Source organism: Spiroplasma endosymbiont of Dioctria linearis, assembly GCF_964030865.1.
Taxonomy (GTDB): domain Bacteria; phylum Bacillota_I; class Bacilli_A; order Mycoplasmatales; family Mycoplasmataceae; genus Spiroplasma_A.
Genome location: NZ_OZ034984.1, coordinates 107,518 through 122,964, shown reverse-complemented (window position 1 = coordinate 122,964; position 15,447 = coordinate 107,518). Strand labels below are relative to the sequence as shown.

The window sequence follows — 15,447 nt, the reverse complement described above, 5'->3', positions numbered from 1 at the left end:
AGCTACTTTATTTACTCTCAATTGCTTTAAAAATTGAGTCCATATTAATTGGTAATTTAATTAAATTAAAAATAGGAATTGATTCTTTTAATAAGTATAAAAAAATTCAGTTTATTTCTTTTGCATTATTTGTTGCAAAAACTAATGACTTTTCTTCAAAATCATATTTAAATGACCTAATGTTTTTTTTATCTAAAAATAATTTCATTCTTTTATAATCTATATTATCAAAGAAAAATATTTTATATTTAGTATAGATATTTAATTCCTCAGCTGATCCTTGGAATACAATTTTTCCAGAATCAATAATCAAATAGTCATCAATAATATCAGCTATTTCATCTATATTGTGAACAGTTATAATAACTGTTTTACCTTCCCTTTTAAAATCAATTAATAAATTTTTAACCTTATTTCTTCAAATTGAGTCCAAATTTGCTCCTGGTTCATCCAGAATAACTATTTGGGGATCTTTAATGAAACATAAAATTAAATTCATTCTATTTTTCATTCCCCAAGAATAGTTTTTAAGTTTTTTATCCTTGCTTTCTCATATATCAAAAAATCTCATTCAGTATTCTATTTTTTCATTTAATTCCTTTTTCTTTATACCAAATGAGGGACAAATAATTTGCAAAAACTTAAAAGCGGAAATATCATAAAGTGAAAAGTCCATTTGAGTATAAAAACCTATTAGTGAGTTTTCTTTATAACTATCCATTTTTTTTCTATTATTATTATTAATAGAAATATTACCTTTATATTTTTTAATTGCTCCTATTAAAGAATTCAATATTACAGACTTACCACTACCGCTTCTACCGATAACTGCAGTTACTCTGCTTGGTTTAATTTTAAAAGATAAATTACCAATTTCTGTTTTGCTAAACTTTTTGAAAAATTCGCTAAATTCTATTAGATTTTCATTCATTAAATTAAATCCCTTCTACTAAATAAGTAAATTCCAATAAAAAAATTAAATGCACAAATGCTTAATTGCAATATTAAAAAGACGTAAGGTTTAATATAATTATTATACGAATCATAATTAATAATATTATTTTTTAATTTAAATGTATAAGTTTGATAACTTAGAAATAAATTATTTTGTTTTTTTAAATCTATAAAAGATTTTTGCTTAGGTTCAAATCAAATATCCTGGTAAGATTCACCCGAATAATATGTATAAATTGACATAGTACTACCAATAAAGTTAAACATACTAAAAATATTATAATTTGTTCTTGATTTCATATATTTTTTTCACTCATCGCTATCTTTATTAACCTCATAGCTTTTGTAAATTACATAATCAGATGTATAATTTATAAAGTAATTTTCTAAAACTCTTATGGATAAGTATAAAGGTTCATATAATAAATTTTCAAATAGTTGTCTAGAGCTATCACTTTTTTCAAATTGAATTCCCTCTATCCCATCAGTAAAAGATAATTTATAACTATTAATTAAATTGCTTTCTAAATAATTTGTTTCAATTACTCCATCTTTTGCTTTAATTGTACCTTCATCAAGTTTGATCATATCACCATAAAAGTCTTTAGTTTCATTTTGAAATTCATAAGCACTTGTATAAAATTCAGTTATAGATTCAGAAAATTCTAATAGCTCTTTTAGTATTTTAATTTTAGTTGAGTCTATTTCTTGATCAATCAATTTCTTTAATTCTTCAGATGAAATAAAAGTATAACTAAATGTAAGGTTTAAATCAACAGCTGTCCCCACTGCAATTTCAGAGTTAACTCCTTGCCTTGGAACAGCTTTTACTTTTAAATTATTAGCAGTAACTTTTTTTGGTTCATTTTTTATTAATCCTAATGAGTTTCATAAATTGTATCTTAGATTAATATTTGCATTAGAAGAAAACTGATCTTTTCTTAATTTTTCATTAACATAGTAATCATTAATATATTTGGATAAGTTTGGATATTTTATGTGTCCTTTATTAATACTTTGTTGTAAATCAAAAGCTTTATAAACATCCTGTGTTTTTGCAACATAGGGTGTTCCTACACTTGAGTTAAATGCTATATTACTAATTTTTTCATTGCTCTCTAAAAATTGATAAGGCAAATTAGAAATAAATGTAGCTGACAACATTAAAGTTATTAATATAGTTGTAATGGAACTTTTTAAAATCATTGCTAATAAAACAAAAAAGTTAATTAAGCAAATTGAAATAAATATTGAGTATATGAAATGAACAAGAGTAACTTTAAAAACCAACTTATTAAAATTTAAATTTATTAGTAAAGAAATAATATTAATGGTAAAGAAATTAATCATGCTTAATAACAATAGAAAAAATATCATTGCAAGTCACTGAGAAGTAAATATTTTTTTTCTAGAAATTTGATGGACGGATATAATATAAATTGTCTTATCATCAATTTTGGAATATAAGAACAAAAATACCAATCTCATTATAATAATTATTCAAAATGCTCCAGTAAAAAATAGAAAATAGAAATTATAAAAAATTACAAAGTCTGAATTTTGTTTCATAATAATAAAAATTGCATTTACAAGTAAACCCATAACAATAGAAAATATTGATAGTATTAATATTGCTTTATCAATAAATAATAATTTTCAATTCATTTTAAACATTACATGTAGTGGTACAGATTTGATTTTCAATTTATTGGCATTCCCTTCTTAACTGCTTTTAAATTATCAAAAAATAGTTTTACTAAAGTAAATTATATTTTTTAAATTAATAGCAAAAGCTTATAAATTTCGTAATAACACTTTTATTATAGAATTAAGTTAAATTATTTAATTTTAAATCTTTATACAATGCTATTTTTATTTTCTAAAGCCTTATATATTGATTCCATGTTAACTGGCAACTTAACCAAATTCTTTAAAGGAAGATTATTTTTTATTAAGTATAAAAATAAATAGTTTATTTGTTTAAAATTTTCAATTGCTACAACCAATGAATTTTCATCAGGGTCATACTTAAATGTCTTTATATTTAAATTTGTTAAAAAATCTCTAAAGTCTGCTTCTTTAAAATACTCGTTAATAAAAATTTTATACTTAGAATAAACATTTAAGTCTTCAGCAGATCCATTAAAAATATTTTCTCCATTATCAATAATTATAAAATCATCAATAATATCAGCAATTTCATCAATGTTATGAACAGTGATTACTACTGTTTTTCCATCTTTTTTTGCATCCATCAATAATATTTTAATTTTATTTCTTCAATACGAATCTAAGTTAGCACCTGGTTCATCTAAAATAATAATTTCTGGATCTTTAATAAAACACAAGATTAGATTCATTCTATTTTTCATACCTCATGAAAAACTTCTAATTGATTTTTCTCTTGATTCTCAAATATCAAAATATTTCATTCAATGTTCAATTTTTTCTTTTGATATTTTTTTTGCTAAACCCATCATAATACAAATATCTAATAAAAACTTATATGCACTTACTGTATAAAGAGAAAAATCCATTTGAGTATAATAACCGATTTTCAAATTAACTAAATAATATTTTCAAGCTTTTCTAGATATATTGTCAATTTCAATATTGCCTTTAAAGTCTTTTATTATTCCTAATAAGGAATTTAAAATAACAGTCTTGCCACTTCCACTACTACCAAGTAAGGCTGTAATTCTTTGTTTTTTAATAGTACAGTTTAAAGGTCCTATGACTTTCTTTTTAAATTTCTTTGTATAATTTTCAAATTTTATAATATCTTCCATATTTTTTAACCTGTTAAATCTAACTTTCTAAATTTATTTTTTGCAATATAATAATTAATAACACTTATAAACCCTTGAAGAATTATATAAAAGTATGGTGGTATAAAATTATTATAAGTTTTTGAGTTGAGTTTATTCTCTGAGTCCGTTTTAAATGTATATGAAGGCTGAGAGATAAATAAATTATCTTGTTTATTAAAGAATATTTTGCTTGAACTTTCAGGTTCAAATCAAATATCTTGATAACTTCTTCCACCATAATATGTATAGCTTTGTAACATATTTGAAACAAAGTTAAGTTGAAAGAAACCCTTGTATACATTTCTAGATTTAATATATTTATCTCAATTTTCATTTTTAATTACAGTACTATTATCAAAAATAATCATATTATTTGTGTAACGTATAAAGTAATTTTCTAATATTCTCATACTTATCATTGTAGGAAAAAATAATTGCTCTTCTATTAAACTACTAACTTTATCTCTTTCTAATCTTAATTTATTACCCGAAGAAGAATAAAAGCTTTGATATATTTCAACTATATTTTTATCATTTAATAGTATATTTTCCTTTTCAGGAGATGTTAAATTTTTTATATAATTTTTTTCAATGTTTCTTTCATCATTTAAAAATATAAATGAGTCAAACAGACTTGCAAAGTTTTCTTGAAAATTTTTGGAAAACTTCACTATATAATTTGTAAATTCAATAAACTCTTTAATAATTTTTTGATCACTTTGACTAAATAAATTTAAGTTTAATTTTTGTTCTAATTCCTCAACTGATAAAAATTTGTATTTTAATTCAAATCTTAAGTTAATTTCATCACCTTTTCAATTTCCTAATTCTGAATTATTATTTGCAGACATTATTTTTGTTGGTTCACTTAGTTCAAAAATTTGAGGACTCTCTTCAACAATTCCCAAGTCCAATCAAAAATCTAATCTTTTTTGAACACTTTCTGTATTATTAAAATTATTTTCAATTGAGTTAGGATCAGTTTCAAATTGATTTTCTATAAAATAATTATAGATTTCATAACTTAAATTAGAGTACTTAATTTTTTTATTCAAGACATGATTTTTAAGATTGTATGAATCATATATTTCATTAACTTGCATAATTGTATTTGAGTTTTTATAAGAAAACGTTATGCTTTTATTTTCTTCACCTTGAGTTAAAAATGTATAAGGTAAATTACTTATGAAAGAGCTTGATAATATTAAAGTTGCTATAATTGTTGAAACTTGAATATTGGCAAATAATGATATTAACAGAAAGAAATTAATTAGAAATAAGCAACTTAAAAATGAATAAATTAAGTAAGTTGTTGTAATTCTTAATAAAAACATATTGAGTTTCCTTAAGAAAATCATATTAATAAAATTTATTAATAAATAAGTTATTAATAAATTAACTAACATTAGTAAAATAAATGCAATAAATTGATGAGTAAATAATTTACTTCTTGATAATTGCTGGGTAACTATTATATTTAAGGTTTTATCTTCTCTTTTGACCATATAAAAATATTGCGTTAATCTTAAACATAAAATAAAGAGAATTATAAAAATAGTTAATAAAACATAATAATCAAAAACTAATAAAAAATTACTATTATTTTTTTGAATTACTGAGTAAAAGGCAATAAATAATGAGAATAATAAGTAAAGTGCATTAAATATTATAAAAGATCTTTCTTTTATAATTGATTTAAAACTGTATTTTATTATTCATAAGCCCGGAATAATTTTTTTCATTTTTTTCATTTTTTTAGTAAATCCTTATTTTGAAAACTTAATAAAGTGTTTTTCATCCAATGTTTTTGTACCCATAGTAATTTGAGCTAAATCAATATATAAATTAATATAATCTAAGTCAAAAAGAATAATACTATTATTTATATTGTAATTTGTTTTATTTCATTTAGGACTAATTCCATGGTTATCTGTAATTCAAATAAAATTCCTATCATTTCACATTCAATTTCCATTACCTTTTTCAGTTTCTTCTAAACCAATTAAATTTTTATAAACATTAGTTTCTAAGTGTTTTTTAAAGATTTCATTTGTTTCAACTTTTAAGTCATTGATAACCCCACTAATATCTTCTACAATTATTGGTGGAGTTGTTTCTCCACAAGCAGCTACTGTTATTGCTGATGTTGCAATTAAACTAACACCTCCTAATAAGCTTAATAATTTTTTCATATTTTATTTCTCTCCTAAAAACTTTTTACAATATAAAAATATTTTACATACATAAATAAAAAAAGCAACTTTTTATATTAATTAGTTAAAGGTTCCGTGAGGCATTAACACTGAAAATAGTTATAGAAACTATAACTCTTTATTTTAATTTTCAGAAAAACAAAAAAATTTATTATAACCTACTAATAAATTTTTCATAAATATAATTATAATTCTGAATTATTTCAAAATTTTTTTTATAAATTTAAAGCTACTGCAACTGAATATTTCTTTTCATGACTAATAGATAATTCAATATTTTTAAATTCTTTATTTTCTATAATGGGTTTATTTTTATTATAAATAATATTTATTTCACTAATTTTTAGAGGCTTTTCTAAACATTTAATCAAAGCTTCTTTAGCAGCTCATCTTCCTGATGCAAATTGCAGTTTGGCATCATTGCTTTCTAAATTATTAAGCAAACTAATTTCATCAATGTGTAAGAATTTTTTTAAAAAACTTTCATTTAAACTTATTCTTTCATTTTCAACAATATCAATACCAATTTTTGCCATAATTAATTTCAGTATCCTTTTGCAAAATCAAAGTAATGTTCTATTCAATAACTTCCACTATAACCCTTATTATCTTTATTTCTTCAAAATTCTTGATCATGCTCTATTTTTTCAATATCATTATTTGAAGCTTTAACCCCATCCTTAGAACTTTTTGAGTCATAAAATTCTCCTAATTTCATTTCCCCAGAAGGGGTAATTTCAAATCCTTCAATTAGATAAGTTGCTGTATATATAGTTGATAAAAATGGTACTGAGTCTAAATTATTTCTAGTAGTAGCATTTACATAATTAATACTTTTAAAGAAATTATAAGTCATCTTTGCATCCCTTAATATTTTTGATAGATATCTTTGTTTTGCAGTTGACTCTGAACTAGTTATTTTATCCAAATTATCTGCGAGCTTAATAAATGGATTTGCTTCAATACCCTCGTTATTTGTTTTTTCTTGAGCTCATTTATAAAATTTTTCCAATTCATTAGAATCTAGTCAACCATCATGTATTTTACTTTCCTCTTTACCAGATGATAAATAATAATTATCAAAGGCATTAATTAATTCAACACTTGTAATTGTTGCTTTTGGACTTTCTAAACCATTGACAAATATTGTTGAACCCATCAACATCATTTCTGAAGTTAATCTAAATAATGCACGTGTATCTTGTGGCATTGTTTCAATACATGCAGAAATTGGAAATTTAAGTGGATTAGTTGTTGCATACCCTTCTGCCATAACATCTTCATATACTAAAAAAAAGTTTTTTAATTTAGGCATTGATTGATTTGTAATTAATTGCATTCCCATAACAGATAACGGACTTATTACATATTTACTTACACAAGCATTTGTATAAGTAAAACTAAATAAAGGTATTGATGGTAATGGTGAGGCAACTTTACGTGATATAGAGTATTTTTTATAGGCATTACCATTTAAAAAAACATCTCTTATTTGCTCTTCTGTCATATTTGAAAAATCTGTTAAGCCAAGTTTTTGATTTTCGGTTTGAAATAAAGGAAAACTAACAACAAGACTTACTCCCATTGATAAAGTCATACCAATAGCAAGACCATTAAATGCTCCAAGTAATGTATCAACTTTTCTAATAACTTTGATTTTACTAATTTTTCTTTTAAATGTTCTATATAAAATAAGACCAATTAAATTTATTATTACAAAGATTCAAATACACATTATAAGATATAAAACTAATCCAGATAGTGTTTTTAAAATTTCATAACCAGTTCCTGATCCACTAATTGGTAATGATGATCCACTTTCTCCAACTGGTAACAATGAACTAATTAATTTACTTATCGTGTCACCAAAATAGGAGAAAACATCTACAATTTTTAATTTAACTCACAATTGCATTAACAAAGGGTTTAAAGCATTTGTTAGCAATGCTGGAACAAAAAGTAAGATAATAACAACTATTAATTGTAAAATTAATACATAAAAGGTAATAAAAAAACCTTTTGTCATACCAAAAACTGTACAACTAATAATAATGGAAAAAGCCAATATATCAAATAGCCATCAAGGTCCTATATTAATCATTAAACTTTACCTCCATTCTTACTTAAATTTAATTATACCAATTTTATTATTTTATAATAACCAATATTTTACATTATAATTTATCTAGAAAGACTGAAAAAAATATGAAAAGTTTAAGTTTTAAAAATGTAGACGAGAAAATAATTAATAAAATTATTACAGAAAATAAGAATTTTATAACTCCTTCAAATAACCTAAATATAAGGTTTTTATTAAAAATTAATGGTCTTGTTATAAGTATTTATAATACAAATACCCTATTAATTCAAGGAAATAAGGCCTTAGAATTTAGCTTAAAATATAATTTAAAACAAGTACAACCCTCTAAAAATATAAGTAAATCATTTGAATTACCAAATATTGGTTGTGACGAAGTTGGAGTTGGTGATTTTTTTGGTCCCTTAGTAACTTGTTGTGCTTATGTGGAAAAGGACTTTAAGAAAAAATATCCTGATTTATTAGTTGAAATAACAGATTCAAAAAAAATAACAGATTCAAATATATATTCTCTTTTTAAGAAGATAACAGATAAAGTTATTTGGGAAGTATATATTTTAGAGAATCAAAAATATAATCAAGCTTATGATTTTTATAAAAACACTCATATTTTAAAGGCTATTTGTCATAATCAAGCATTAAAAAGATTACTTAGAAATAATGATAATTTAAAAACAATACCAATAATTATGGATCAATTTGCCAGTGAAAAAAATTATTATAATTATTTGTCTGATCAAGCAATTATAATAGAAGATATTCATTTTGAAACAAAAGCAGAATCTAAATACATATCTGTTGCTTGTGCAAGTATTATTGCTCGATATCATTTTTTAGAAAGCATAAGAAATTTAGAAGAAAAATATAAAGTGAAACTACCTTTAGGAGCTAGTAATACAGTAAAAGAGTTTGTTAATAAATATAAAGTTGAAATGAAAGACGAAGTCGAAAAGTTTACTAAAATGCATTTTAACAGTAAAAAGTAAAAAAACCCTATTATGATGGGTTTTTTTGATACTCACTGATGGACGCAATGAGTATTTACTGTTATCGTATTAATAAATAATACACGAAATACAGAGTGCTAGTAAACTAACACTTTATAATTATAAGGTAATAAAAAAAAAAAAAAAAATAATTATCAAATTATTTTTTAACTTAAAACTATTTTTACTTCCCTTTTATAAGTACATTCAACTTTGGCTTCCTTTAACATTTTTTTAGCAATTTTATTTTCTATTTTATCTTCATATTTATCAGAAGAATAAGTGATTTTTTTAATACCTGATTGAATAATGCTTTTTGTACATTCATTACAAGGAAATAAACTAGTATACATTTCACATCCTCTTACAGATTCTTTTGAAGATAAAATTGCATTTAATTCAGCATGAACTATATAAGGATATTTAGTTTCTTCAAGCTTTCCATCTCTTTCTCATGGATAATTATCATCGTTAAGACCTCTTGGCAATCCATTATAGCCAGTTGAAACAACTTGCTTTAAATCATTAACTATAACACACCCCACTTGTGTAGTTGGGTCCTTACTTCTCATTGCATTTAATTGTACCATTGCTAAAAAATAAGTATCTCAATCAATATAATCTCTTCTTTTTTTCATATTTTTAGCCTCATTTTGAAATATTTCCACTAGAATCAAGATATCAATCTCAACCATTTCTTAAAATAATTGAATTTCCTTTTGTATATGGCATTCAACCTTTAATAACATATAGTTGTAAAGTCATTACACTATATGGATCATGAGCTGGTGAATAATAACTGATTAAAGAAAATGTAAGTGGTAGTAAAAAAGAAATAGTTAGAATAGTAATTGGCAATATTATTAATTTATCTAAAGTATCTTTTTTATAAGTTAATAATAAATAAATACTTGAAGAAATTGCAGCTGATGCAATAATCATTATATATAAGTGAGCTTGAGATAAAAATAATGGATAAATAACTAAACATAGAATTGGAAATACCATTCTATTTTTTGAAAATAATTGAATCGGTTCTCTCTTTTTATCTCATGTAGTAACTGCTAAAACACCTAATACACTTGCCATAAACCCTAAACCGCCTGAAAAAACAGCTTGTTGAGTTGGAACAGTTGCACTAACAAAAAAACCAACAAGTGGATAAGTAATAAATATTGCAATTGCAAACTTTATTGAACCTACCAATCCTTCTGTATATCTTGCTAATTTAATAGCTGTTCCAGCTAAAAATATTTGAATAATTGCCATGAAAAGTCCATTAGAATTTGAAGTGAATCCATAAGTGAAAATTCTTCACCATTGTTGACCTACAATAGTTAAGTTTCTATTTGTTGCTCCAAAAAATAAGTCAATTGTAAGACCATTTATTTGAGGAAATCATAACATACTAAATACTGCTGTAATTGAAGGCATAATCATAAATACAGCAATTAAAAGTATTGAAACAGGACTATTCCTATTCATTCTCTGAATTGCTTTTTTAAACTTAATATTAGAAGATTTAGTTGGATCTTTTAAGATTTCTACCATTTCTTCATCTGAAATATAATCCTCTTTTGATTCCTTCTCTTCTTCTTTAATTGAATCTATTTTAGAAAAATAAGGTTTTAATTTTATTTTAGTATTTTCTAAATTAGAAACACTAAAAGTTGTCCCTTCTAATTCAATATCTATGTCAGAGTCACTTAAAGCAATATTTAAAACTTCTAACTTTTCTCTTTTTTGTGATTTTAAAGTAGCTTTTATTTCATTTAAGTTTTTATCAATTGTAACTGGAGAACCTAAGGTTACTCTAATTATTTTAAATTTAGCCTTAGGGTTAATTAAATAAGATACATAATCATTACTGTACTTTTCTAAAGCTCTATATTTCTCAACTTTAACAAAATAGTGAACTAAATTCAATTTCAATTCATTAAAATTTATCATATAATACTCACCTATTCTTTAAACATATTGATTTTATCATTAAATTCTTTTGGTAAATCACTTATTAAATCTATTTTTTCATTAGTTATTGGGTGATTAAATGCCAATCTATAGGCATGTAAATATTGACCAAATTCTTCTTTCATATCCTCTTTGAAAGCATATAAAGGGTCTCCAACCACTGGATGCTTAATATAAGCTAAATGAACCCTAATTTGATGTGTTCTTCCAGTTTCAATTACACAACTTATTTTTGAGTTATTTTTATAACGTTCTAAAACACTAAAGTTAGTAACTGCATGTTTTGAGTTAATATCTGTTGTAGTCATTTTTTTACGATCACCTTTATGACGACCAATTGGAGCATTTATTTTACCTGCATTAGGTTCAACTACACCATGAACTAAAGCAATATATTCTTTGTGAATTTCATTATTTGCTAACATTTTTGTAAGACTTCTATGTGTTTTATCATTCTTAGCAACAATTAACAAACCAGTTGTCATTTTATCTAATCGATGGACAATTCCAGGTCTTAGTACTCCCCCAATTGAAGACAAATCCTTTATTTTATATAATAAGCCATTTACCAGTGTCCCAGTTGGATTACCTGCGGCTGGATGAACAACAAGACCATTAGGCTTATTTACTATTAATAAATCCTTATCTTGATAAACTATTTCAAAATCAATATCTTCTGGTTTTGCTTCCATTTCTGTTGGTTCTTTAATATTCATTTTTATAATATCAGCTGCTAATAGATTATGTTTAACACTTACCTCTTGGTCATTTACAAGAACATCTTTTGCTTCAATTAATTTTTGAACGTAACTTCTTGAAAAATCATATTCTTCTTTTAAATATTCAGTTAAAAACTTATCTAATCTTCCTGCATCATGTTCTAATTTAATTTCAAATTGATTCATAATCTACTCCTTGTTTTTATATTCTTTTCATTCTTTTTCTAATTGTTTATTTTTTGATAAATAATCTTTATATGAGAATTTTTCTTGATTTTTAGTAATTATTTTAGATCAATAGCTTTCAAATAAAAGCATTTTTCTATGTTTAATATCACAATAAAATTCATATTTTTCAAGACTTTTTTTCTTCATATTAAACTCACTAATTTCTATAACTATATATACTATAAAAATTATAAAGATTATAGCTACTGCAATTGATACTCAAGCATCAGCTAAATTAAATATAAAATTTGAGTTTCAAAATTCAAATTTTAAAAAGTCAACAACTCCACCACTTATTCCATCTTTTGAAATTGGAGCTCAAGCTCTACCTAATAAATTAGCTACACTTCCAGCTACCATTAAATTAATTGGTATTAGTCAATATTTGTTTTTTAAAAAAATAAAGACAGTAATTAAAAGTAATGTAACAAGTGTTGCGATTGTAATAGCCAATCCCTTATTATCAGCATTCATTCCATATGCTGCACCAGGATTTATTATATAATTAAAACTAATAAATCCTGGAATAAATGTTGCATCATTGCCTTCATATTTCATTGTATTAACAACAATAGCTTTACTAATTCAATCAAATCCTATTAAAACTGCTATTAAAGGTATACATCAAATTAATTTAAATTTAAAAATATAATTATGACTTTTTAACCCTGACTTAATATTAAATAGAAAATCCTTCATTTCATCTCACCTTAATTTATTACGTTAAAACATCTTTGACAAATATCTTCTTTTAATTCATCAAAAATTGCTCAGCATCTTTGACATTTTAACCCTTGTTTTAATTCTACACTAACATTTGCTAGCTTAGAGTTAATTTTGTCTTTTAACTGTAAAAAATTTATTGAATTAACTATTAAAATTTGATTTAAATCTTTAATTTCTTTAAAGAAACTAAATTCCTTATTAATTTCTATATTAATAACTGCTTCAAAACCTTTTTTTATTATTTTTTCATTTCTTGCTTTTTCTAAAGCTTCATTAACAACATCACGCAATTCTAAGACTTTATTTCATTTAGAAACAAAATCTTTTTCTTGTAAGAATTTTTGTTCTTTTAAATCTAATAAATGAATTGATTCTTCCTTTTTAATTTTTTCAATACTTTGATATGCCTCTTCAACTGTATGAATTAAGACTGGTTTTAACATATCAAGTAAGGCTCAAAGTTGTTCATAAATTACAGTTTGAACTTGCCTTCTTCTTTTTGAATTAGCAGCTTCTACATAAATAATATCTTTAATAAAATCTAAATAAAAAGAAGATAAATCATTAGTAACATAGTTATTAATTAATTTAAAACCACTATTAAAAGCATAATTTTCCATTGCATTAAAAAACTTGTTTTTTGTAACAGTTAAATTATTTAAAGCAAATTTATCAACTTCTTCCAATTCTTTTTGATAATCTTTTTTAGGGTCAAAATCAACTAAATTGGATAAAATAAATCTAATTGTGTTTCTAATTTTTCTATATGATTCAGATACTTGTTTTAAAATGTCTTTTCCAATTCTTTGATCATCTGTGAAATCTGTTGAGAATACTCAAAGTCTTAAAATATCTGCTCCTAAATCATTGGCTATTTCTAACGGGTCAATTGTATTACCAATTGATTTTGACATTTTTTTACCTTTTTCATCATTTGTCATTCCATGAGTAATTAATTGTTTATAAGCAGGTTTACCATCATAAATAACAGAGTTAATCATTGAAGAGTTAAATCAACCTCGATATTGATCATTTCCCTCTAAATAAATATCAAAAGGTCTTTTTAAACCAAAATTTTGTTCCATTGCTAAATTAGAACTTCCTGAATCAAATCAAACGTCTAGAATATCAGTTTCCTTTTCTCAACCTAGACCTTTAAATTTTTCAGGTAAAAAAGTATCAGCTGGTAAATCAAATCAAGCATTAGTACCATTTTGGGCAATAATATCTATTGCATAATCAACAATTTCTTTATTTAGTTGAGGTTGCTTATTTTTATCAAAAAATGCAATTATTGGTACTCCTCAAAGTCTTTGACGAGAGATTGTTCAATCATTTCTATCTTTAATAATATTTCTTAATCTTTCTTTTGACCACTCTGGATTTGTTTGTACATCTTTAACAATAACTTTATCAATATCTTTTTTTACACTTTCTAAACTAACAAATCATTGATGTGTTGCACGATAAATTACTGGTTTTTTAGTTCTTCAATCATGAGGATATGAATGCTTTACAAACTTAAGTTTTAATAATAGATTCTTTTCTTGTAAAGTTGTACCAATTATTTTATTTGCATCCTCATAAAAAACTCCTTCTAGTCTTGAATCATTTATTGTTACATCAAATTTACCTTGATTATCAATTGGAGCAAAAGCTTTAATATTATTTTTGCTAACAATTTCAAAGTCATCTTCTCCAAAACCTCCAGCAATATGAACAAGTCCTGTTCCAGCTTCACTTGTAACATGATGACCTAAAACTGTAAATCCCATTTTATTTTCATATCATGGATGTTGATAATTAATGTTAATTAATTGTGAACCCATAAAAGTATCTAAAACTTTTACATTCTCTCATCCAATTTGTTCTGATACTGAATTAATTAAATCTTTTGCTATAATAAATTTTCTTTGATCATTTTCTGGTTTAACTCATACATACTCCAACTCTTCTCCAACTGCAATTAATTGATTTGAAGGAATTGTTCAAGGAGTAGTTGTTCATATCACTAAATTTGTATCTTTAAATTTTTCATTATCTACTATTTTACAAGATACAAAGATTGTTGGTGATTTTACTTCAGCATATTCAATTTCAGCTTCTGCTAATGCAGACTCGCTTGAAGGAGATCAATAGATTGGTTTTAAATCTCTATATATTAATTTTTTTTCAACCATTTTTGCAAATAATCTAAGTTCACTTAACTCAAAATCATCAGTTAATGTAATATATTTTTGTTCATAGTCTGTAAAAATTCCTAATCTACTAAACTGTTCAGATTGGTTTTTTACTTGAGTTAAAGCATATTGTTTACAAAGATTTCTAAATTCTACAGGTTTTAAAGTTTTTCTATCAACTCCAGTTTTTGTAACTGCAGTTTCAATTGGAAGACCATGTGTATCTCAACCCATAATATAAGGTGAGCAATAACCAGATTGATTTTTTCATCTTACTATAATATCTTTTAATATTTTATTTAAAGCATGTCCAACGTGAATATTTCCATTAGCATATGGAGGACCATCATGTAAAACAAAGCTAGGCTTTTGTTTATTAGCCTCTATTTTCTTCTTATAAATTTTTTGACTATCTCATTTTTCTTGAATATTTGGTTCTTTAATTTTTAAATCTGCTTTCATATCAAAACTTGTTTGATTAATAAGTAATGTATCTTTATAATTTTTTTCCATAATTTTTTCCTTTCAAAATAAAAACGCTCCTATAATAGGAGCGTTTTAA

13 protein-coding genes are annotated in these 15,447 nt (G+C 24.0%); 1 reads left to right on the top strand and 12 read right to left on the bottom strand.

What is annotated here, in order from left to right; all coding sequences use genetic code 4:
• Positions 1-7: 7 nt before the first annotated feature.
• From AAHM84_RS00545 to AAHM84_RS00515, 7 genes are all read right to left on the bottom strand, one after another.
• Positions 8-931, bottom strand: coding sequence for an ABC transporter ATP-binding protein (locus tag AAHM84_RS00545; RefSeq protein ID WP_342258971.1), 924 nt, complete (start codon positions 929-931; stop codon positions 8-10).
• Positions 931-2,619, bottom strand: coding sequence for an ABC transporter permease (locus AAHM84_RS00540; protein ID WP_342258970.1), 1,689 nt, complete (start codon positions 2,617-2,619; stop codon positions 931-933). Before AAHM84_RS00540 ends, AAHM84_RS00545 begins: the two co-directional genes overlap by 1 nt.
• A 191-nt stretch (positions 2,620-2,810) precedes the next feature.
• Positions 2,811-3,743, bottom strand: a complete 933-nt coding sequence (locus tag AAHM84_RS00535) for an ABC transporter ATP-binding protein (RefSeq protein WP_342258969.1) — start codon at positions 3,741-3,743, stop codon at positions 2,811-2,813.
• 5 nt (positions 3,744-3,748) lie between these two features.
• On the bottom strand, positions 3,749-5,098 hold the full coding sequence (locus AAHM84_RS00530; protein WP_342258968.1) for a hypothetical protein: 1,350 nt from the start codon (positions 5,096-5,098) through the stop codon (positions 3,749-3,751).
• Between the two features lie 432 nt (positions 5,099-5,530).
• Positions 5,531-5,956 (bottom strand): lipoprotein, encoded by a 426-nt coding sequence (locus AAHM84_RS00525; protein ID WP_342258967.1) that lies wholly within the window; start codon positions 5,954-5,956, stop codon positions 5,531-5,533.
• 236 nt (positions 5,957-6,192) lie between these two features.
• Complete coding sequence (locus AAHM84_RS00520) at positions 6,193-6,513, bottom strand: holo-ACP synthase (RefSeq protein WP_342258966.1); 321 nt, start codon at positions 6,511-6,513, stop codon at positions 6,193-6,195.
• Positions 6,514-6,515: 2 nt separating this feature from the next.
• Complete coding sequence (locus tag AAHM84_RS00515; RefSeq protein ID WP_342258965.1) at positions 6,516-8,078, bottom strand: hypothetical protein; 1,563 nt, start codon at positions 8,076-8,078, stop codon at positions 6,516-6,518.
• Between the two features lie 104 nt (positions 8,079-8,182).
• Here AAHM84_RS00515 and rnhC point away from each other — a divergent pair, with 104 nt between their 5' ends.
• Complete coding sequence (gene rnhC / locus AAHM84_RS00510; protein WP_342258964.1) at positions 8,183-9,061, top strand: ribonuclease HIII; 879 nt, start codon at positions 8,183-8,185, stop codon at positions 9,059-9,061.
• A gap of 167 nt (positions 9,062-9,228) precedes the next feature.
• Here rnhC and AAHM84_RS00505 read toward each other — a convergent pair whose 3' ends face one another.
• Genes AAHM84_RS00505 through ileS form a run of 5 tightly spaced genes read right to left on the bottom strand, consistent with a single transcriptional unit; the run spans position 9,229 to position 15,398 of the window.
• Positions 9,229-9,699: a dCMP deaminase family protein gene (locus AAHM84_RS00505; RefSeq protein ID WP_342258963.1), complete on the bottom strand. Its 471-nt coding sequence runs from the start codon at positions 9,697-9,699 to the stop codon at positions 9,229-9,231.
• A 4-nt stretch (positions 9,700-9,703) separates the two neighbouring features.
• Entirely contained in the window at positions 9,704-11,011 is a 1,308-nt protein-coding gene (locus AAHM84_RS00500; RefSeq protein WP_342258962.1) for a hypothetical protein, read from the bottom strand.
• An 11-nt stretch (positions 11,012-11,022) separates the two neighbouring features.
• Positions 11,023-11,937: an RluA family pseudouridine synthase gene (locus AAHM84_RS00495; protein WP_342258961.1), complete on the bottom strand. Its 915-nt coding sequence runs from the start codon at positions 11,935-11,937 to the stop codon at positions 11,023-11,025.
• A 3-nt stretch (positions 11,938-11,940) separates the two neighbouring features.
• Complete coding sequence (locus AAHM84_RS00490) at positions 11,941-12,678, bottom strand: signal peptidase II (RefSeq protein ID WP_342258960.1); 738 nt, start codon at positions 12,676-12,678, stop codon at positions 11,941-11,943.
• Between the two features lie 11 nt (positions 12,679-12,689).
• Positions 12,690-15,398, bottom strand: coding sequence for an isoleucine--tRNA ligase (ileS, locus tag AAHM84_RS00485; protein WP_342258959.1), 2,709 nt, complete (start codon positions 15,396-15,398; stop codon positions 12,690-12,692).
• Positions 15,399-15,447: the final 49 nt, after the last annotated feature.